Annotated in this window: 17 protein-coding genes and 1 riboswitch; of the genes, 7 read left to right on the forward strand and 10 right to left on the reverse strand. The window is 60.2% G+C overall.

All coding sequences use genetic code 11. From position 1 onward, the window contains the following. Both I53_RS33495 and I53_RS23960 read right to left on the reverse strand, forming a co-directional pair. Positions 1-518: hypothetical protein (locus tag I53_RS33495; protein WP_148291229.1), on the reverse strand; the 518-nt coding region annotated here is incomplete at its 3' end. Positions 519-764: 246 nt separating this feature from the next. After that, positions 765-1397: a LysE family translocator gene (locus I53_RS23960; RefSeq protein WP_043355430.1), complete on the reverse strand. Its 633-nt coding sequence runs from the start codon at positions 1395-1397 to the stop codon at positions 765-767. A gap of 15 nt (positions 1398-1412) precedes the next feature. Continuing rightward, positions 1413-1493, reverse strand: a riboswitch (ZMP/ZTP riboswitch). Between the two features lie 328 nt (positions 1494-1821). Between I53_RS23960 and I53_RS23965 the strand changes: the two genes are divergently transcribed. From I53_RS23965 to I53_RS23980, 4 genes are all read left to right on the forward strand, one after another. Continuing rightward, positions 1822-3495 (forward strand): methyl-accepting chemotaxis protein, encoded by a 1674-nt coding sequence (locus I53_RS23965; protein ID WP_043355432.1) that lies wholly within the window; start codon positions 1822-1824, stop codon positions 3493-3495. A gap of 7 nt (positions 3496-3502) precedes the next feature. Beyond that, complete coding sequence (locus I53_RS23970) at positions 3503-3808, forward strand: hypothetical protein (protein ID WP_012340165.1); 306 nt, start codon at positions 3503-3505, stop codon at positions 3806-3808. A 286-nt stretch (positions 3809-4094) separates the two neighbouring features. Further along, entirely contained in the window at positions 4095-5117 is a 1023-nt protein-coding gene (locus I53_RS23975; protein WP_020096599.1) for an IS110 family transposase, read from the forward strand. Between the two features lie 391 nt (positions 5118-5508). Continuing rightward, positions 5509-6468, forward strand: a complete 960-nt coding sequence (locus I53_RS23980; protein ID WP_043355436.1) for a DMT family transporter — start codon at positions 5509-5511, stop codon at positions 6466-6468. 330 nt (positions 6469-6798) lie between these two features. Here I53_RS23980 and I53_RS23985 read toward each other — a convergent pair whose 3' ends face one another. The 8 genes from I53_RS23985 to I53_RS31780 all read right to left on the reverse strand — a co-directional run bounded on the left by I53_RS23985 (position 6799) and on the right by I53_RS31780 (position 15668). Beyond that, positions 6799-7755 (reverse strand): tyrosine-type recombinase/integrase, encoded by a 957-nt coding sequence (locus I53_RS23985; RefSeq protein WP_043355438.1) that lies wholly within the window; start codon positions 7753-7755, stop codon positions 6799-6801. Further along, positions 7755-8324 carry a PH domain-containing protein gene (locus I53_RS23990; RefSeq protein ID WP_251982430.1) on the reverse strand — a complete coding sequence of 190 codons (570 nt, stop codon included), beginning with the start codon at positions 8322-8324 and terminating at the stop codon, positions 7755-7757. Before I53_RS23990 ends, I53_RS23985 begins: the two co-directional genes overlap by 1 nt. 274 nt (positions 8325-8598) lie before the next feature. Continuing rightward, positions 8599-9120 carry a hypothetical protein gene (locus I53_RS33500; protein ID WP_148291230.1) on the reverse strand — a complete coding sequence of 174 codons (522 nt, stop codon included), beginning with the start codon at positions 9118-9120 and terminating at the stop codon, positions 8599-8601. A gap of 465 nt (positions 9121-9585) precedes the next feature. Beyond that, a complete protein-coding gene (locus I53_RS23995) occupies positions 9586-9876 on the reverse strand; it encodes a hypothetical protein (RefSeq protein ID WP_251982431.1) in 291 nt (96 codons plus the stop codon). Between the two features lie 146 nt (positions 9877-10022). Continuing rightward, positions 10023-10925, reverse strand: a complete 903-nt coding sequence (locus tag I53_RS24000) for a methyltransferase domain-containing protein (protein ID WP_251982432.1) — start codon at positions 10923-10925, stop codon at positions 10023-10025. 409 nt (positions 10926-11334) lie between these two features. Next, entirely contained in the window at positions 11335-11652 is a 318-nt protein-coding gene (locus I53_RS24005) for a hypothetical protein (RefSeq protein WP_043355440.1), read from the reverse strand. A gap of 7 nt (positions 11653-11659) precedes the next feature. Next, positions 11660-13609 carry a HAMP domain-containing methyl-accepting chemotaxis protein gene (locus I53_RS24010; protein WP_083936139.1) on the reverse strand — a complete coding sequence of 650 codons (1950 nt, stop codon included), beginning with the start codon at positions 13607-13609 and terminating at the stop codon, positions 11660-11662. Between the two features lie 679 nt (positions 13610-14288). Next, positions 14289-15668 carry a membrane dipeptidase gene (locus I53_RS31780; protein ID WP_085987700.1) on the reverse strand — a complete coding sequence of 460 codons (1380 nt, stop codon included), beginning with the start codon at positions 15666-15668 and terminating at the stop codon, positions 14289-14291. 652 nt (positions 15669-16320) lie between these two features. Between I53_RS31780 and I53_RS33505 the strand changes: the two genes are divergently transcribed. The 3 genes from I53_RS33505 to I53_RS33510 all read left to right on the forward strand — a co-directional run bounded on the left by I53_RS33505 (position 16321) and on the right by I53_RS33510 (position 20612). After that, complete coding sequence (locus I53_RS33505; protein ID WP_148291231.1) at positions 16321-17310, forward strand: hypothetical protein; 990 nt, start codon at positions 16321-16323, stop codon at positions 17308-17310. 307 nt (positions 17311-17617) lie between these two features. Next, positions 17618-17863, forward strand: a complete 246-nt coding sequence (locus I53_RS24020; protein ID WP_187294411.1) for a hypothetical protein — start codon at positions 17618-17620, stop codon at positions 17861-17863. Positions 17864-18134: 271 nt separating this feature from the next. Next, entirely contained in the window at positions 18135-20612 is a 2478-nt protein-coding gene (locus I53_RS33510) for a tetratricopeptide repeat protein (RefSeq protein ID WP_148291232.1), read from the forward strand. The last annotated feature ends 420 nt before the right edge of the window (positions 20613-21032 follow it).

A 21032-nucleotide genomic window follows, 5' to 3' on the forward strand; every position in this document is an offset into this window, starting at 1 on the left:
TGCAGATGGAGATCGAAGGCATCTTCGGTAGGCGCGTATCGTATATGCAGGCCGACCAAGAGCGGCTCAAATATTTTCTTCTTGCGCAGCTCAGTGAAGCGCGTATTAATCGCTTTATTAAATCGATCAACTTCCTCAACGAGGGCGCCTAGCGGCGCCTTCCGGCCCGGCAACTTAATGCACCAGAAGCGCCAATTCTTGGTGTCTTGGCCCTTCGCAAAGGCCATAAACTGGTTGAGCGTTTCGACATTGCGCCTAAGCGCTTTCCCGGGAAAGCAGCGTGAGTTCCGGGTCGGCCGCCCAAGCTCGAAAATTTCCCCGTACTCCTCGTCATTGGTGACGATGTAGCGCGAATTTTTCGAGGCATAGGGAACGTCGAAAGGCTCGACGGCAGCGATGATCTGGCGCGTCAGCGCAGCGCGCTGTGCGCGGGTAGTGGAGAAGCGTGTAGCACCACCTTCAACGTCATCGGGAATGGATAGGTCGAGAGCGCCCTGCCGCCCTACACGCGAGCCCATGTGGACCTATGCAGTTCGTGATCGAGCAGCACTCAGATGCTGCTTCCATGACCATATGTGGAAGCTGCGCTCAAGCTTGACAATGACTGGCGCTGTGGGCTGGGCTGGGTTCGCATCAGGCGCTAGGGGTCGACCGCGCGAGTGGGTGAAAATGCACGGATTGGACGAACGTCAATCCGTCTGCTCCCGACCCGAATCGGAAGAGAACGGCGCAAAATGCGTCGCTCGTAAGCAGACGTTTCGGCCTTACCGGCGAGCTTCGGTCGCCATCCTGACGGCGAGCGCGGCCAGCACTGTCCCCATCACCCAACGCTGCACAACGGCAAAAGACGGGCGTCGGGTGAGGAACAGCGCAATTGAGCCTGCCGAGATGGCGATAGCTGCGTTGACCAGAACGCTGATGACGATCTGGGTCGTGCCGAGGGCGACAGCTTGGCCGAGCACGCTGCCTCGTGTCGGATCGATGAATTGCGGCAGCAGCGACAGATACATGACCGCGATCTTCGGGTTCAGCAGGTTAGTCAGGAAGCCCATCAGGAACAGCTTGGCTGGGCCGTCCTTCGGCAGATCCTTGACCTGGAATGGCGAACGACCGCCGGGCCGGACGGCCTGCCACGCAAGCCACAGCAGGTATGCTGCGCCCGCGATGCGGATCGCGTCGTAGGCGTAGGGCACCGCCAGCACGAGCGCTGTGATGCCGAATGCGGCGCAGAGCATGTAGACGACGAAGCCCAGCGCCACGCCGCCGAGCGAGATCAAACCTGCCGTCCGGCCTTGGCAGATCGAACGTGAAATAAGGTAGACCATGTTCGGCCCCGGCGTCAGGACCATGCCGAGCGCGACGGCTGCGAAGGCGAGGAGGTTGCTCAATTCAGGCATCGTCGTCCCTGATCAGGAGGATGCCCAGACGCGCGGCGCTATGCACTCGCGCTCCCCGATGGTGTCCCATCTCAAGCGTCAGTCACGCGAGGTGGGCTATTCCTAACCTCGTAATGTCCGCGTGGGAAGCCTTGGCCGTATCACGTCCGCTTTTAGCGTTTCGCGACCGGTGAGCAGACAGTCTCAAAACCACCCCGAGCTGCTATCCTACTTCCGAGCCCGCCCCGTCATATTGCCTCTGTCACTTGTAAGTACCGCCTCGGCGAGATCACACATCCAAATGACATCCCTTGTCGGCGAACGTTCGAGGCAGCGCCGAGAAGTTGATGATCTTAACATTGGGCAATCAGAGATTAGGCCAAAATCTTAAGATTTAATTTAGTAACATACATTATATCTATAAGAAGCAAAATGGGCCTGAATAATGAATTCAATCCGCTTTCGGTTGACCACTTCGGTCTTTGCTCTGATCTTGGCGCTGATATGCAATATAGCGCTAGGACTGTATTTTGCCAACCAAGCCACCGATAACATGAGCCAACTTTACAGCGACCGGATCGTGCCGTTGCGCGAGCTCAAGATCGTGGCCGACATGTACGCGGTCAACATCGTCGATACATCGCACAAGATCAACAACGGCAATATGGAGTGGGCCAAGGGACCGCCATTGGTCGCCGAGGCTCGGGAGCGCATCAGCAAGACCTGGACCGCCTATCGCGCAACGAGCCTGACCGAGCGGGAGAAGCGCCTCGTCGCCGATACGGAAGCCACCATGGTCGGCGCAAACGCGGCCGTGAAGCAACTTTCCGACATCCTGGCCAAAGGCGACAGAGCCCCGCTCGCCGAATTCGTGCGCGACAGGCTCTACCAGACCGTCGACCCGGTTAGTGCCTCCATCCAGAGTCTGATCGATCTGCAGATCGAAGAAAGCCAGAACGTCTACTCCCAGTTCACGTCCCTCTCGGCGACGATGAAGGCTCTGCGTGGCTTCACCCTGATCTTCGGCATCGCAGCCGCCGGCTTCGCCCTATTCACGGTTCTCCGCGGCGTTATCGCTCCGCTCAGCTCCATCACGGAGATGATGCAGCGCCTCGCGTCTGGTGACACGACACAGCCTGTCCCCGGGATCAGCCGTCGCGACGAGGTCGGCAACATGGCCGCCTCGGTTCAGGTGTTCAAGGACAACCTGATCCGGACGCGCGCGCTGGAGGAGGAGACGGCACTCGCTCGCGCATCGGCCGAGGAGCAGCGCAAGGCCGGCATGCGGCAGATGGCCGATGGGTTCGAGGCGGCGGTCGGTGGCGTCATCAGTATGGTCTCATCCTCAGCCACCGAACTGCAGGCCACCGCCCAGCAGATGACCGCCACCGCCCAGGAGACCGCCGCGCAATCGACCGGCGTGGCCGCCGCTGCCGAGGAGGCCTCGACCAACGTCAACACGGTCGCGGCCGCCGCCGAGGAACTCGGCTCGTCCGTGCAGGAGATCGGCCGGCAGGTGACCGGCTCGGCCCAGCTCGCCCAGGCTGCGGTGAACGAAGCTGACCAGACCATCCATCTGGTTCACGCGCTCAGCCAGAACGCCGCGCGGATCGGCGACGTGGTCGGGATGATCTCGGGGATCGCCGCCCAGACCAACCTGCTGGCGCTCAACGCCACGATCGAGGCGGCGCGGGCGGGTGCCGCGGGGCGGGGCTTCGCGGTGGTGGCCTCCGAGGTGAAGGCGCTGGCCGAGCAGACCGCCAAGGCCACCGAGGAGATCGGCCGTCATATCGCGGAGGTGCAGGATGGAACCGCGCAAGCGGTGACGGCGATCGGCGGGATCACGGGGCGGATCCGGGAGATCGACAATGTGGCGACGTCGATCGCGGCGGCGGTCGAGCAGCAGGGCGCGGCGACGCAGGAGATCGTGCGCAACGTGGCGCAGGCCTCGGCGGGCACCAACGCGGTGACGGGCAACATCGCCGGCGTCGCGCAGGCCTCGGAGGAGACGGGGGCCGCGGCGTCTCAGGTGCTGTCGGCGGCCTCCGAGCTGTCGCGGCAATCCGAGCATCTCGGCGCCGAGGTCGCCCGCTTCCTCGCAACCGTCCGCGCCGCCTGAGGAAGCCATGGCCAAGATCCACATCCTCCCGGCCCAACCTCACGGTGTGGACCAATTCGAGCGACTGCGCGCGGATCTGGCGGCAGCGCACGCACGCGGCGCGGATCTCGGTTCAAGCGCGCCGCACATCCAGGCCGGCGGCGAACGGCTCCTGCAGCTCTGTAGCGAGCTCGAAGAGGCCATCGACGACTTGGATTGGTGGCTGACCGAGCATGGCCTGCAGGATCAGGCCTCGGATAAGGCCCTACGGCAGCTGCTAAGCACCGTCCAGGGTCTTGTTAGAACGACCCGACGGTTCCCGTCCGGCCCCTGACATCGCCTGTCACATCTCGCCTCCGCATCGCGGGCACACGGTCGCCGGCTACTGCAATCTGATCTCATTTCAGTTGTGAGCAGGCAGGACGGTATCGGCCGCTTCGATGCGTTGGCCAGACTCAACCCGACGGTTGAAGATCCGCACCGAGCCGCCCTTCCGCATGCGACCCGATGCGGTCGCCCCGAAGACGACCAGAGCATCCCACAAGCGTAGGGGTGGACGCCCCCTGACGGCATCGATGTGCCAGAGTGGAGGTGTTGCAACACCACTGCAGGAGGCGTCCATGGGTGAGGTTAGCACAGTCGGGATCGATCTGGCGAAATCAGTTTTCCAGGTTCACGGCGCGGATACGAGCGGTGTCGTCGTTTTCCGCAAGAAGCTGCGGCGTGATCAGGTGCTGACGTTCTTCTCGACACTTCCGCGTTGCGTGGTTGCTATGGAAGCATGCGCCAGCGCTCATTACTGGGCCCGTGAGATAGCTTTGGCAGGCCACGAAACGCGGCTCATCCCGCCAGCCTACGTGAAGCCGTTCGTGAAGCGGCAGAAGAACGACATGGCCGATGCTGAGGCGATCTGCGAGGCGGCGCAGCGGCCGACGATGCGGTTCGTTCAGGGAAAGAGCGCGCAGGCCCAGGCCTCCGCAGTGGTGTTCCGTACGCGCGACCTGCTCGTGCGTCAGCGGACCCAATTGATCAATGCACTGCGCGGGCACCTCACGGAGTTCGGGTACGTCGTTCGCCAAGGTGTCGGGCACGTAGGCCAGCTCGTGGCGATCGTCCGCGACCCCACATCTGACGTGCCGGCCGAGGCAAGGCCGGCCTTGGCCATCATTGCGGGCAGCCTGGAGGCGCTCCAGGCGCAGATCGCACTTCTCGACCGCGAGATCGCCCAACGCGCGAAGGACGATGCCGTGGCCAAGCGGCTGATGACGATACCGGGTGTCGGCCCGGTGATCGCGACCGCACTCGTGGCTCTGGCACCGGCCGCCAGTACCTTCCGCCGCGGGCGCGACTTTGCGGCTTGGCTCGGTCTCGTCCCGCGGCAACACTCCAGCGGCGGCAAGGAGCGGCTGGGGCGAACGACCAAGATGGGCGAGCGCAGCCTGCGACGGTTGCTGATCCTGGGCGCGAGTTCTGCGACCAAGGTCGCGGCGCGTGATCCCGATAAAGCTGGGGCATGGTTGGCCGGCATGCTGTCGCGCAAGCCGCGCATGCTGATCACCGTCGCCCTTGCGAACAAGATGGCGAGGATCGTCTGGGCCTTGATGGCCCATGGCGGCTCCTACAGAGCTCCGGCCACGGCGTGATCGCCACGGCCTGAGGCGTCAGGGAGGCAGGGAAGGTCAGTCGAGAGGTATGGCGCAACGGTCAGAAGACGGGGTCGGGAAAACCAGTGAATGGCCAAGCGCCTCGAGCGCGCCAAAGCGACTTGGACCCGATCCGCGCTCTCCATACAGGCCAGCAGCCGTGATGAAGGCTGCATCAACAGGCCGGACACACGGCAGCACCTGATCCTGCGCGCACAAATCTCTCCAACACCCCCTTGAATCCGATGGGGCGTCCACACACGGCCATTCGTCGGCTGCCCGGCTTGTCACGCGCTAGGTGGTGAGCGGACAGAGAATTGGAGAGCAGGAAACGGGAAGCGCATCACCCGGACGAGATCGTAGCACGAAGCGAACCCACGAAAGGTCCGCCATGCCGCCGCCCGTGAACCGCACGATGTCCGCGTCCGAATGGGCGATGCTACTCAGCCTCTCGGTACTCTGGGGAGGATCGTTCTTCTTCACACGCGTGGCGCTCTCGGCCCTGCCGCCGTTCACCCTCGTTCTCCTGCGGGTCGGGCTCGCTGCTCTGATCCTGAATGCCGTCATGCCTCTCCTGGGGCTGAGGATACCGCGCACGGGTCGGGCATGGGCCGCCTTCTTCGGCATGGGCCTCCTTAACAACGCCGTTCCCTTCTGCCTCATCGTGTGGGGCCAAACCCACATCGCGTCAGGGCTTGCCGCCATCCTGAATGCGACCACACCGCTCTTCACGGTCGTCGCTGCCCACGTCTTCACGTCCGACGAGAGGATGACCGGCAACCGGCTCGTGGGGGTGGTCATAGGGCTTGTCGGCGTCGCCGTAATGGTCGGACCCGCCGTTCTGGCGGGGCTCGGGACCGACCTCCTGGCACAGGTGGCCGTGCTCGGCGCGGCCCTGTCCTATGCCTTCGCCGGTCTCTTCGGGCGGCGCTTCCGGCGAATGGGCGTTCCGCCGCTCGCGACGGCGACAGGACAGGTGACGGCCTCCGCGTTCATGCTTCTGCCCCTCGTCCTCGTCGCGGACCGCCCTTGGACCTTGCCGCTACCGGGCGCATCGGTGTGGGGTGCAGTCGTTGGTATTGCGGTCCTGTCTACAGCGCTCGCCTACGTGCTGTACTTTCGCATCCTGGCGACTGCTGGAGCGACGAACCTTCTGCTCGTCACCTTCCTGATCCCGGTGTCGGCCATCCTGCTGGGCGCATTAGTGCTGGGAGAGCGCCTTGCCCCGCAGCACCTTATCGGGATGGCGCTGATTGGATGCGGGCTTGCTGCCATTGACGGCCGCGTCTGGGCGTTCAGTCAGCAGAGACGGCGCATTCCGCCTGAGATGTATCAAGGGCGGGACATCTGAGCGGAAGGATGACGCTTTGCCGTCCGGAGGGCAAGTAAGCGAGGGCATTGCGTCCACTTCGATGCATCATCGCTCGAAAGCGGACCGGCGGAAATCCACCCATATGCGACAAGATCTAAAGCCGCTTTAAGCCGCCCCTGGCGACGTCGGTTGGTTGGCGCCGCTTCGCGGCGCCAAATCTTCCCCTCGCGGCCTCAATGGCCGTTTTTGTCGCTCTGAGCCCACGAACAATCTCGGACTACACGGGTAGGGTACGACAGGGGCGATTTCCGCCGTCGTACCCCCTGACAGTCCCCCACTGGAACCCATCGTGCCGGAGCGGCACATCCCTCAGATCAGGATGCGCTCGATCTCGTCCAGGTTCACCTCGTCGGCGCGGCGATCGTAGAGCTGGGTCGTGCGCGTCGAGGCGTGGTTGGCGATGGCGGCGGCGCGTTCCAGGGTGCCGCCGTTCTTGAGGTAGGCGGTGATCCCGGTGGCTCGGAACGTGTGGTTGCCGATCTGCGTGGCAATGCCGGCCGCCTTCGCCCGCCGCCGCACCATCGCGTAGGCGTTGGCGCTCGGCAGAGCGGTGCGGGTCAGTTCCGCCGTCCCGCGCCGGATCGTCCGGAACAGCGGCCCGTCGCCGTCCGCTGCGATGCCGGTGCCGTCCAGGTAGGCGTGCAGGTAGTGCTCCAGGTTGTGGTGGCAGGGTAGATTCACCACCTTGCCGCCCTTCTCGTGCAGCCGCACCCAGAGACGACGGTTCTGCACGTACACGTCCTCGACCCGCATGGCGGTGGCCGCGCCGATCCGCGCGAATGTGTAGACCATCAGGCCAATTAGCGCCCGGTCGCGCAGGCCGATCGGCGTGGCGGTGTCGATCGCATCGAGGAGCGCGCGCGCCTCGTCGGGCGCGAGCACGGGGGTCTTGCCTCGCTTCACCACGTGCTTCGGCCCGCGCACGGCGGTCGCGGGGTTGAACGGCAGCACGCCGCCAGTCGCCAGCCAATCGAACATCATCCGGATCGCCGCCAGTCGCTGCTTGACCGTGGGAGCGCTGTGGCTGCGCCCGAGCTCCTCGACGTAGGCGGCGATGTGGATTGAGCTAACGGCGGCGATCGACGGCAGGCCGTACTTGTCCAGCCAGGCGCAGAACTCGGCCACGGCCTTGGCATAGGCGCGCCGGGTGTGCGGGTTGCGGATCTGCGCCGTAAAAAATTCCAGGAAGCGATAGGCGGCACGATCGCCGGCGGCCGCGATCAACGCCGGAGCGTGAAGTTGGGCTGATTTGAGGACCGAACCCATCAGAAACGCCGCGGCGGCCGATCCTGGGTCGCAGCAAAAACGCGCTGCGCATCATCGACCCCTATGAACTGAGGCACTGGATCCAGTGCCGGGGTCCAGGAACCAAAGCCCGCCCGGCCATTGAAGGAAAATATTGAGGCAGGCCCCCCGAAACGGATCGTCCCTCTCCCATTCGACTCCTCTTCAAGGCTCGCTTCCGGCAGCATATCCAAATTGACGGCTGTGAAGTGCGGCCACGGCCCCGATCGCGTGATCAGAACACGTCGATCGGTGAGGACGTACATCGTGCGCTGCCGCAACCAGCTATCGAACAGAAAGCGGCCGGCGATCAGGAACAGGCCGACCAGGACGAAGGGAACACCGAACAGCGCAAAGGGGAACGGAGCGCCGCTACGGAGCACGGTGGTTTCCCAAAAGATCGCGAACCCGCCCCAGAGTAAGCTGAACGGGATGAGCAGGCCGTCGCGCCGGGTTAGCCTGATGCCTTGAACGGGCGGGCCCCACCAGATGACCTTCTCGTTTGGAAGCAGCCGCGTCCTGAGCTGCTCCGGCATCATCGCACTCGCCATCTTGGGCCCCAACCCATACGTCTGATAAAGGACATTATCATATATAGGGCGGTCACGCGAAAGACCCCTCGGCCCGTCCCTTTTTAGAGGTGGCTCATCGTTCCCGATGAGGATGTCGCGTCAGGACCAACTGTCGATTGGCGAGCTTCGAAGCTCTCCATTGCAACCCGGCTGCAGTGTCACAAACACGCATACGTGTCGAGCAAGCTCGGCACGTATGCGTCTGGCGCGAACTGTGCTCCCAGACAAGAATGATTGAGCGGGCAAGTCGTCGTTATGGACAGTACCCATATTGTGTCGCAACGATGGACGTAGGAATTACAATCCAACTGCCATCCGCGGGTATGCCGCCATTGGCATCGATCCAAGCCTTTGCTCCAGGTACGGCGATAGTGGGAGTTGTATCTTCATACTTTTTCGAACCATCTGGATTTGGTTCTAGCGCAAACGCACGATGGAAACGTAGCAACATTCCCTTTTCGACGCAGACATCGCCACCGAACGATTTAAGTTTATCGACTAACACGGCGCATGCAGAGGAACAGTATGCGGCACCAATAACACGTAGCGCTTTGTTGTCTTCTTTTAACTTTAGAGCGGCGAGGATAAATGGCTTTCCCGACCCACCTTCCAGAAATTTTTTCGGCAAAATGCAGGGACCAACGCAATTATTTGCCCACGAATACATTTCAGATGCAAGGCGCTTTTCCTCTCTTATCAAGTCATTTTGAGAAAATGCGGATTGCGGAATGGTAAGATAAAAGGCGAAGACGAAAGCGGTCGCTATATAATTCATTAATTCAGTCCTAAAACGATCTGATTGATAAAAAAATAGCGGCATTACTGTAAGATATTTAAATTTTGTTTAATTACATTGTAGTCTGGATCGGAAAGACTCTGCTCTTATGCTCACGGAGCCTCGACTGTTCGTCGCCCAAAGGCGAAGTTCCCACACCATATATAGCACGGCCCCGCGCCAGTCGCCTCAGCCCGCCTCGCTGCGGTTCCGTCTCGGGGACGAGGAGTAAGCTCCGGGCTGGCCGATCCGCAAATCCTGCCTTGCACCTTCAGTGCATGTGATGTGACGCCCTTGCCGCAGCCGCAGCCGCAGCCGCAGCCGCAGCCGCAGCCGCAGCCGTACCGTTGCCGTCGGCAACCGGCCTCGCCGTACGCTGCCGTGCGTCAGAGCCGTCGCGCACGAGCCATGTAGATTGCGCATATCTGGACGGCGGAGGGGCTGGCGCCGCGCGAGCAGTGCATATCAGTCCAGGGCCTCGGGGTGCCGTTTCGCCGTGCCGGCGTAGTGCTTCGGGATCCTCGGGCAGCCGATATGCGCCCGCTGGTGCATCATCGCGACGCCGCCCTCCCCCGAGTAGAGCCCCTGGGTGCGCACCCGGCCGTGACAGATCGGACAGCGTTTCTCGGCGGCGCGGTGGTGGGCGTGCGCTTCGCTCAGCGGCACGAGCTGCCACGCGCCGTCGATCCGCACCTCGCATCCGGTTCTGTCGGGTATCGCCATGGTGGACAGGTGCCACGGCGAGGTAGCGATCACCAGGGTGGGATCGACACGGCAGGCACGAGAGCGACTGGTCGAAATCCGGACGTTCGGTATCTACCCGCACGGTCCGCTACGAGTGGGTTTCTGCCGGTCCGCCTCTGGACAGGGGATGCATCAAGCGGACATAGCCATGGGGATCACTAACGACCCCGAGTAGCCGTCGCGGTTAATGATCTGTGCGTGACCCCTGTCACGGGGGCGTGGGCCGTCACGATCCAAACTGACGCGGTAAGGCTGACCTGCGCGGGGTCGCCGAGCTTCGCCAATGCCGCCCGCAAGCGCGGTTCTACATCCGCTCGCCGGGCGGGGTGCTCGCGCACGATCTTCCCGAGCGAGCCGACCTTGAGCAGCACCTCGGTCATCGCATCGAGATCGCCGCTCGACACCCTGGCGTTGTACGCGCGAACCTCAACCCCCTCGAAACCTGCTCGACCCAGGACTTCGTCGATGACGCGCGGATCGGCGAAGCTGAAGGGAGCATCATCGCTGACGCCCGGAATGCCAGCGGCGGTTAGTGGCAGGTGATCGAGTTCGTTCTCGTCCAACGCCCGCCAGCAGACGAAGGCGAGCCGCCCACTCGGACGGAGCATCCTGCGGAAGTTAGTGAAGGCCGCGACGGGATCGGCAAAGCCCATGACACCGAAGCGCGAGTAGATCGCGTCCGCGCTCTCTGACGGTAGGTCGATCGTCTGGGCGTCGGCCTCGATCACGCTGACGTTCAGAAGAGCGCGCATACGTTGAGCGGCGACGGTCAGGAGTGGTTCCGCCACGTCGATGCCGATGATCCGACCGCTCGCTCCCACGATCTCGGCGAGTTGGCCAAGGGTCTGGCCAGCCCCACAGCCTACGTCGAGCACTGTGGCCCCTGGCGAAAGTGCAAGAGCCGCCATGGCCTCCAACCCCAGCGGCGAAAGCTGTCTGTCGATGAGAGGATAGGCTTCGACCCACGCCTGCACACGCAGCGAGCGGGACCGCGGACCGGCAAGCGTGCGGGGATTGAGCATGAAGCTGAGCTTAGCAGGAAGCAAGCGGACCGTCTGCAAACCACCCCGAGCCTATGTTTTCTGACGGCCGACGAATGTTTCCTTTCGGTGAACGCCGGACAGCCGTCTGCATAACTGGCATAGTTCATATACGGAATAACCGGGTCGGGTGGTTTGCTGCCCGTCCGCTATGGGGCGAAAAGGCATAGAAGCGGACGCAGCTGTTCCATCCGCTCACGACCCCGAGCAGGATGAATTTGTGTAAGATGACACAAAATATAGGACCTACCATAATATCCAAGAGAGGTCGTTCGCACCGATACATTCACTCCATTAATCAGCACTGATTATATCGTAGTGCCAGGGCGGAAATCCTCTGCGGCAACCCCAGAGCTAATTCCGGGTAGAGAAAACCCGCCACGGCGATCCGGGCGGGCTTAATTGGTGCGACAGTCAGGCAATGGGGGACTTAGGCTGTGTATGCCTTCGCTACTACACCGAGCTCTGCGAAGGCCTCGGCGAGCTGCAGCAACTCCTCTCGCAAGACTATCATGTCGGAATAGGCCTTCGTCAAATTTGGATTGCTAGCAACGGGTTCGAGCACGAAGCTTTCTAACTCACGGCGAAGCTGAAGGCTCGACTGTTCGAGTGAATGACCAATGGCCTGCATCTGGGGACCGCGCGGCCCGAGATCGCGTCCCGATGTCATCTCAGCCTTCAGGGCGGCGACGAGGTGCTGGACTCCGTTCTGGTCCAGGATGCTCGGCAAGACGTAGATATCTGCCATCGACGCCTCACGCCGCCTGGATGTCGAGAAGGAAGGCGTCAACCTCCTGCTTGACGCTCAGCGATTGTGTGGCGAGTTCGGCCGCCGCGCTCAGCACTTGTGTCGCTGCGCTGCCGGTCTCACCCGTCGAGGTCAGAACGCGCGCGACGTTGGCCGATACGTCCTGCGTGCCGCGCGCCGCTTCGCTGGCGTTGCGCGAGATCTCACCCGTCGCCGCCGTCTGCTCGACCACAGTCGAGGCGATCATGCCGGCGATCTCGTTGATCGATGCGATCGTCCGGCCGATCCCCTGGATGGCCTCCGTCGCACGGCCGGTCGCGCCCTGGATCGCGGCGATCTGACCACCGATCTCCTCAGTCGCACGCGCCGTCTGGCCGGCCAACTCCTTGACCTCGGCGGCGACGACTGCAAAGCCGCGCCCTGCGTCCCCCGCACGCGCGGCCTCGATCGTGGCGTTCAGCGCCAGAAGGTTGGTCTGACCTGCGATCGACGAAATCGTCGTCACGGCTGCGCCGATCTGCTCTGCTGCCGCCCCCAAATCGGCCATCGCCGCGCCAGTCGCTTCCGCCTCGTGCGCCGCGCTGGCGGCGACCTCGTTGGAGCGAACCACCTGTCGCTCAATCTCCTGAAGCGAGGAAACCATCTCCTCGGCGGCGGCCGCCACCGTCTGCACGTTGACCGAGGTCTCCTCCGCGGCTGCGCTTGAGGCCACGGCTTGGCTGTTGGTGTTATCGGCGACCTGGGTCATCGAGCGGGCAGTGGCATCGAGCTCGGTTGCAGCCGAGGTGACGATCTCCAGGGAACTCGCAACCTTCTGCTGGAAGGACTTGACCAGGGCGTCAACGCGATCGGCCCGGCGCTGCCGCGCCGACTGCTCGGCGACCTGTGCGGCCTCCAGTTCGGCCCGCGCGATGGCGTTCTGGCGGAACACCTCGACGGCCTGTGCCATCTCACCCATCTCATCGGTGGCCGCGCGCGAGGGTACGTCCACGTCATTGTCGCCGGAGGCTAGACGCTTCATGGCCGCGGTCATGCCGGCGATTGGCCTGATGATGCTGCGGGCCAAGAGGAAGGCCAGAACGCCGCCTACGACCAGAGCCAACCCAAGGAGGCTCATCTGGATGAGCCGAGCGCCCGCGACGGATGTTGCGGTGGCATCGGTGATCTCCTCGACCGCCACCTTGATCTTACCACGCACGCCAATGGCGGCTTGGTCGATGGCGTCCGTATGCGGCTTGATGCCCGTGTCGAAGGCCTTGTTCGAGGTCGCCATTGCCGCGACCGTGGCATGGAAGTTGGTCGCGTAGGCAGCGAGCGCGACCTCGACCGCCTTCATCTGCGTCTGGAACGGCGCGCTGCCATCGGCATTCCTGAGCGCCTTCATGGCCTTCTCGGCCTTCTCGACGTTCGTGGCGAATGTTGCCGGTCCCTTCGGATCAAACGTCGCCAGGAAGCGCCAGTTGGCGACGCGGACGAGCAGCATGGCGCTCTCGACGGTCTGAGCCCGGCTGAGCGTCGCCTCATCGGCTTGCGAGCGCACATCAGAGACCAACGTTGCGGTCGCACGGGTGAGGTCGTCACCGCCCGTGAAGAGCTTGTCCTTAGCTTCCTTCAAAGTCACGCCGGCAGCTGCCAGGCGCTCAAGCTCAGGCTTCATCGCTCTAGCATCATCATTGATGCCCATGTAAATCTTACGGCGCTCTTCCGAGATAGCCTCTCTGACTAATTTAGATCCGGCTTCCTCGATCTCGCGCCGGGCGGCTTCCATCGGCGCGACCTGCTCTGGCTTGGGCGCGAGCCGGTAATTTTCGGCATCTCCCTTAAGCTGTGCAGCAAGAATATTTACCGTATAAATATTGCGGGCAATAGCCTCATATTTGCCGCGCTCTTCATACTGATCGGTCACGCGGCCGAGCTGATAATGCGCAACCCCACCGAGAGCTGCAACGACGATCATAAGACCGCTGAAACCAGCGTAAAGTCGAGAGCGAATACCAAACTGCACGATCCGAACTCCGAAGGCAAAGGCCCAGTCTTTCACAGTTTCGTCTCGTATCCCTATTATTTCGTTAGCAGCCATTCGACTATTTCTGGTTGCCTGACGAAGTGCAGACCGGCGTCAGAAAACTCTCAATCCAAACGGATGTCTATGGGACATCGCCACAACTTTTGGTTAGATACCCATCCGCAGTCGTGGCCAGCAGCTTAGGCAGCCGGGCCGAAGGGTTGACTGACGTCCGCTTACGAGCGGACTTGGGGGAAGGCAGAAGGTCGTTGTTGGGTCGGCAGCAGGCAGTCCGCTTGGGGTGGAACGCTGCCGGTCCCGCGTTGCTCACTTGGCTGCGTGACCTATTGAGACTGCTGCGACGATGACAGCGAGCCTATGTGGCTCATAAGGGGCGTGGTTACCCAGGGTACGACAAACGAAATCTCTTTGTCGTACCCAAGCCTTCCCCCGGATTGCTTGCTGGCTTAAATCGCTAGAAATGGCCGGTGACGCGCGGCGGAGCAAACTGGTCGACCCCCCCCCAGCGGCGCCGCCGCTCACGCCTTCAGCGGGTCTCCTGGGCGATTTTAGCCCATACTACCCTCAGTCTGTGCACGATCGGCCTCTCCGAGGTGCAACCCACTGCTTCTCAGGACGGGAAGCAGGCCTTGGCCACGCGCAAGTAGTTGCCCCCGAGGATGCCGCTGGCCTCCTCGGGCGTGAACCGCACGAGCAGATGGGCTGCGAGATCAGGTAGGTCGGTGTAATCCGGCAGGGCGCTCGGACCGACCAGCCCCATCATGTCGGTTCCAATCCCGACATGGGCCGGCCCCACGATGTCTGCCATGCGGGCGACGCCCTCCGTCAGCGCCGCCAGGTCGGGAAACAGGCTCGTCGGCGGCCAGATGCCGATGACACCGCCCGTCCTCGCGACAATCCGGGCATGGTCCGGCGTGATGCGGCGCGTGCGTGGGGTGAGATTGGTCGTGAGCGAGGTGTGATTGGTCGTGAGCGAGGTGTGCGACAGGACGAGGGGCTTGCGCGCCACGTCGGCTGCCTGACGAACCAGATCCTCGGTGCCGTGTGCCACGTCCACGATCACGCCGAGCGCCTCGCAACGCCGGATCACCTCGGCACCGAAGGCCGTTAGGCCGCCGTGCACGGGCGGCTCGGTCTGGATGTCGCCGAGGGCGTTCACCCGATAGTGCGTGAGCTGCAGGTGGCGTAGAATAGCCTTTCGGTGGGCCACCTCCAGGCCACCGAGATCACCCTCGAGAAAATCGGCTCCCTCGGCCGCCACCACAACCATCGGTGCCTTGGCGCGCGCGGCCGCGAGATCAGCCGCCGTATGGACGATCCCCAAGCCCTGCTCGCGCAGGAGGGCGTGCAGGCGGACAAAGCCACGCTCGGCATAAGCTGCGAGCTCACCGGGCTCAGGATCGCGGAAAGCCTTGATCCGACCTTCGGGCGTGATCCGGTGCGTCGGGCTGTCGGAGACGATCGCGAGGCAGGCCACGGCCAACCCGCCGAGACGCATCGGTTCAGCGAGGGGCGTGAAGGGCGCGTGCCCTTCGTCCTGTCGCACACGGAGGATACGGCCAGCGTGGCTGTGGCAATCGATCGTCGGCCGCTCGGCGAGGAAGGAGGCAGCGTCGGTACGCTGTGCGTCGGTAATCCCTTCGGGCGCTGGTGCCTGCGCTGCGGCCCCGATCGGAAGGCACAGGAGGGAGGCCGCCGCGACGAGCCCTCGGCGGGACAGGCCGAATGGCGGCCTGTGTCCATGGTCGTGGATGGCCACCGCTTCGTCGAGCCGGTAGCGCCAGCCGCAGGGATCGTCCCGCAGGAGGCGGAATACCCCTCGCAGGATCAGCTCTCGCCCGTCGATGGGAAGCGGCGCGTCGGTATAGACCTCGACGCAGGTGGCGGGATCGCTCGGTAGGCACCCGTGGCAGCAGACGGGTTCGAACGTGAGGAGGCAGTAGCGTGTGTTGGTCGCCTCCCCAGCCGTGGCAGGCCAGCCGGCGATCATGACGGGGAGCCCGTCGTACCTGTCGACCGAGCCGTCGAAGAGCGCTGTCCACGACAGTCGCGGAGCCGCTGCTCCTGGTCCTGACGGGGAGCGCCAATCTGACTTGGCTCCTTGCGGGTCGGCGGAGGTGTTGAACGTCATAGGCTGGTGGTACCATTGGGCAGCAAGGAGAGCCGTTCAAGATCGGCTGAGTTCGGGGACCTCCCTGGTGCGGACGTAAATTCGCGTCTGTCGTACCCCTGGCTATGAAAGCCGGACGCGAACGAGCGCGTTGCTCATTAGCTGGACATAACTTTAGGCTGAGTTAGCCATAGAGAGAGCTGAAATCATTGTTTCAGAATGACTTAGCTGCAATTTGTGTCAGCGTTTCGGGACTATTTGTCAGCGTTTTGGTGAACTTTGACCCGCATTTTGTCACCGTTTCTGCGGCTTCTGCCTTCCGGAACGATGACTTGTCACCGTTTCCGGAGCTCACTGAGTGGGCGGTGTGATCCATACCGCGTTTCACACTCATGTGGTTGGCGAGTAGGTCCAGAAGGGTTTGGAAGGTACGTCGGCTGACACGGCGTCGGAAACGCATCCAGGGATCGTTTACTTAGCCCAAATGCGGCATGTTTTATGCTCTGGGTATCCTCAACCCGTGACATCGAACATGGCTATTTTTATCAAAGATGATATAATACTCCCAGCTAAAGTAAGATCATATGTCCAAGGACTGGCATCTTTCTCAGATAGCAAAAGAGCCGTCTCGTCGGAATTCGGCAAGGGCAATAAAATTGCCAAAATAGATAGAGTTACTGCTCAAATAAGAATATTCAGAACAACTAAAAGAGATAATCTAGATCGGGTATATTCAGCAACGCGGGTTGCGAGAGTTAACAGAGAATGGTTCGTCTATTTTACGAAGAGTACGATCAACGTCTATGATTTGAAGGTGCTTTTAGCAATATGTGCGGTCGGCGAGGGGCCTATCGCAAATTATTTACATTCAGTGTCTGGCTCTTCCGATTGGGAGGGGCTTGCTCGCGAAATTCAAGTTGGTGACATTCTCAAGTTCATCGACCGGAGGAACGATCCAGAAAACAGGGAGCGGTTATTCGCTAGTTTAGACCGGTTATGCGGTGTTTCGGTCGAATTGAAAAATTATGATCCGAAGCTCATTGATCCACAGGTTGATCAATTTAAAGCGCGGTACGAGCCTTGTCGCAGCCTCATAAAAATATTCGAGCGCGGGGGTGATGAATGGATAAACATAGGACTGTGTTGGACGATTTCCAAGGAGGCTTGGATTGACAATGATAACCCAAAGTATGCCCCTGTATCAATGCAAGAAGTTCACGCCTTGTCAAAAAATGACATTGCAATGCTATTGCTGGTCTTCTTCCGCAGCAATTTAGGTGTAGGCGCCGGCGCAGTCTATCGCTATGACGACATGGTTAGATTAGTTCGTGGAGAGGATGGCGATTTATCAAAAATTGATCCGACAAAAGGATCTACAGATAGTCGACATCATCGCCATACCGGAGCAGATCGACAATCGGTATATAGAATAAAGGCAGCCTTGGAATTAATTGATGCGCGGACAAATATGGAAATTTATAAAGATAGAAATTTTAGAAAATTCGTTGTTGTTAGACCGTAGTCAAGCGAGTTATGATCACCGGCCGGTCCGAGCAAGCAGCTTGCGAGCGGCCGCCAGTGGGCAAACTTAAAGCCTACAGAGGTATCTCGACAGCCGCTCCGTAAGCCGACGGGAGCGCCCACGTCGATTGGAATACCCGGCACGGAGTCGCCATCGTGCTGCTTCTTGTTGAACGGGTCGGCGGGACATCGGCGGGCGTGGACAGCAACGAGGCGGCCATCCGCCTCCTAGTGTCGGATATGCCAGCGGACTTCCTGACGCGCTTCGGCATCGCTGACGTCGACCGAGCTATTCGCCTCGCAACCGAGTGGGTGAGCCTATGAGCCCGACCCTGGGCAAGCGCATCGACGCCCTGGAGGCGGCCCGCACTGCCGCTCCAGTTCGGCTCACGCCCGAGGAGACGGCGGAGGCCGCCTGCCAGTACGAGGCGTACTTACCTGAGCCGATGGATCCAGATCCTCGGGCCACAGCGTACTGGGCGACGGTGACGCCCCATCGGATCGCCACAGACTACGACGCAATGCTGAAGGGTGCTCAAGCGCCATGGGAGTGACGTTCGAGGAGTTACGGACTCCGATGCGCGTCAAAAGGCGCATGCCTGCGCCGCGCGGTGGAACGCTACCGTCGGCCACAACCTGCTGAGTATCGTGCGACGAACAAAGGCCGAGCGCGAGAGTTCAAACCTCATCCGACAAGGCGGTGACATCGGGTCGGCACCATTAGATCCGGCCTCAGCGCGGCCAACATAAGATGTGGTAGGAGCCTGCTGGACATAACGCTTTCTGGCCGGCGACAAATTTATCTGCAGCAAAGAGGCATCCACAATGGCGAAGACCGACGATGGCGACGCGCAGAAGGTAGAAGGCGATGCCAACGAGAATGAACTGGCCGTCCGGATAGTAGTTCGCCAGGATGAAGACGACGATACGCCGGTTTTCGTGAGGATCAAGGCAAATTCGGAACAAACCGGCGTCGTAGTCGAGTTTCCATCAGATATTCAGATTAGTGGAATCATCGAGAAAAGTGCCGAAGAAGCCGCCAAAGCAGCGCCAGCCGACAACGAACTACCTATCGAGGGGAGGCTGCAGTCGCTCTCAGACCGGATGATCGTAGCGCTTCAACAGTGTGGTTTGTTAGCAGAGCAAATTGCCAACGCAGATTTCGCTATTGAAGCGACCATAGATTTTTCAACGGGTCAGATATTCGCAAGACATAAAGAATTACATAGCTTTACGAAACCGCCTCCTGAGGCGGCTAACTTGGCTTCTGATTTCCGAACAAACTTCCTCGAGGTACTCTCGAAACACGGTAAGATCAAAGACACAATAAAAGAACAAGCGGACGCAGGTAACCATAACGAAGCGGCGCGACTTGCTTTAAGCGATGAGGCCCATCATGCAATGATGTTTGGGCATGCAAGTGGTATTCTCGAGTCCATAACGCTCATTGATGTTGAATATTTAGATCAGGAGATCAAAAAAGATCTGCTGTTCCTCGTGGCGGCTTTGGGAGCGAAAGAAAGTCGTTACGATATTGCCGGCCCAGCAACTGAGGATCTTTTAGACAGTGATTATGAGATAGAGCCAGAAATCCGGAAAAGTCTCAAAAATGGTGCTGCGGTAGCTGCTCTGCACAAGGGTGAAAAAGAATACGCGATCTCGGTCTGGAAAGAATTGCTCGCTGATCCAACAGGTTTGGAGGCAGGAGAGCGCGGCTGGATATGGCGAAATTTATCCATGGCGCATGACGAAGGAAGCGCCTTCGCTATACAAGCTGCCGAGAATTCAATCGACGCTTTCCTTGAGGCCGGCCATAAGAATGACGCCCTGAAGAGCATTGCAAGATTATCAGATTTACAGGAACATAGTTCTCCCCGGGATGCTATCAATCAGTACGATAGAATGATGGAGATTATTTCGCAGAGAGGAGCGTTTGTCGACGAAATCAAGGCAAACGTTCTGCATAGGAAAGCCCGGAAGCTTATCGATATGACGATGTCGCGCGAAGCTCTGCCGATCGCGCAAGAGGCTATTGAATTGCGAAGAGGCATAGCTGGGGCAGAGGAGCATATGATAGCGTCCTTGCACCTCGCATCTATAGCAGCAACGAACTGCGGCGAAGAAGATCTTGCAATAGGACTACGGAATGAAGCTGCTGATCTAGTAAGAAGTACAAAATCAGTTCATTTTGATTTTGCCGAACGTGTCTCGGCTTTGATGAAAAATTTTAATGCTGCAGATGCTGCAGCTTTGGTCGCTGAAGCAGACAGATCTGGTAATCAGGAATGGATCGTAGGGGCAGGTGCTACCGCGATTATCTCCAATCCGGATCTGCCCCCGAAGGCTAAGCTGCGCGGTTTTGAGGCAGTTCTTCAAAAACTCAAGAATGTTGACGCTAAAGAGGAGGTGATGTTTCCCGTCAAGCTCGCCATCGGACAGTGCCTGCGTGATCTCGGAGAGTACCGTCGTGCCTATCCTTGGTACGAACAGCTGGTGGAGGTAAATCCACTCGATATGATAGCTTTTAACACGTTGATCGATACGCTCTGGAAATGCGGCGAATGGGGTTTGGCGGCTAATCATTTGCGAGACAGTATTAATAAATTTGGGGCGGCTCCCAACCGATTGTATGCTTATGGCCGTTCGCTTTTCGAAGCGGGAAATATGAATGGCGCAATTGGAGCGCTGACAAAATGCATGGCGTCCCCAGAAGTAGAGGACGGGGTCAAGACACTCGCACGAGATATGCGCGACAAGGCTTATGATCTTGGCGGTACGGTTGCGCCCGTAGCTCCTCTTCCGCCGAAGACTGGTCCGGTAGGATTATCAGAAGTTACATCGGCTATACAGGAATTCTCTGCCTTCGTATCCTCAGCTAAGCGAATGGAATTCTGGCATAAGTCTAAGACAACCCATAAACACGAGTGGATCACGAGACCGGAGTCGCGCGGGCAAACTCTATTTCATACTTATATGCAAGCGAAATTTGGAGCGAGGACGGAGGTCTTTGAGGAAATCGACACTGGTGCCGGTCGTCTAGATATTCTTCTGCGATTTGATGGTGGGTTATCCGTCATTGTCGAGTTGAAAATGTGTGGAGCGGGCTACACAGCAACATACGCTAAAAGCGGTGAAGGTCAGGTCCGTCACTATATGCAAAATAGAGGCATCCATACCGGATACCTCGTTGTTTTTGATGGACGATCACGTGATGCAGGCAAACCGATACTAGATCAATCCGATACTGGAAGTGATACGGTAATGGAAGTTCTGATTAATATAAGCCCAGTTGTTTCTGTTTGAGGATACGTCACAGGTAGTCGAGGGAAAAACCGCACTGTCGGCAGTCCATTGCATCTGGATGAACGAGGGCTTAGCCATAGACGTTCGGCAATGCAAAGCCGGCTGGCCAACCATGATCGCGTGCCTTGCTTCAGCGGAGCGGCACGAGAGCGCCTCTACTCGCCCGCATCCGTCTAGGTCCGGTCAAGGTGGATGCTCAGATGATGGGTTGCTATTTCGCGACCCGGCCACGGCGGCTACGGAACGAAGCGCCTGTCTGAGCCCACCGGTTGCCAGCCGTAGGGAGTATCCTCCGAAATCGGATCAGCTGCCTCGTCGGACTATCGCGCAGGCGGCAGTTGTGGATCCGCGCGAGGCGGCGGAACTCGTTCCGGATTTGGGGATCTGCCCAGCCCGCGCCGCCGACGCAGCGTCGCACTT

The organism is Methylobacterium sp. B1, assembly GCF_000333255.1.
In the GTDB taxonomy this organism is placed as follows: domain Bacteria; phylum Pseudomonadota; class Alphaproteobacteria; order Rhizobiales; family Beijerinckiaceae; genus Methylobacterium; species Methylobacterium fujisawaense.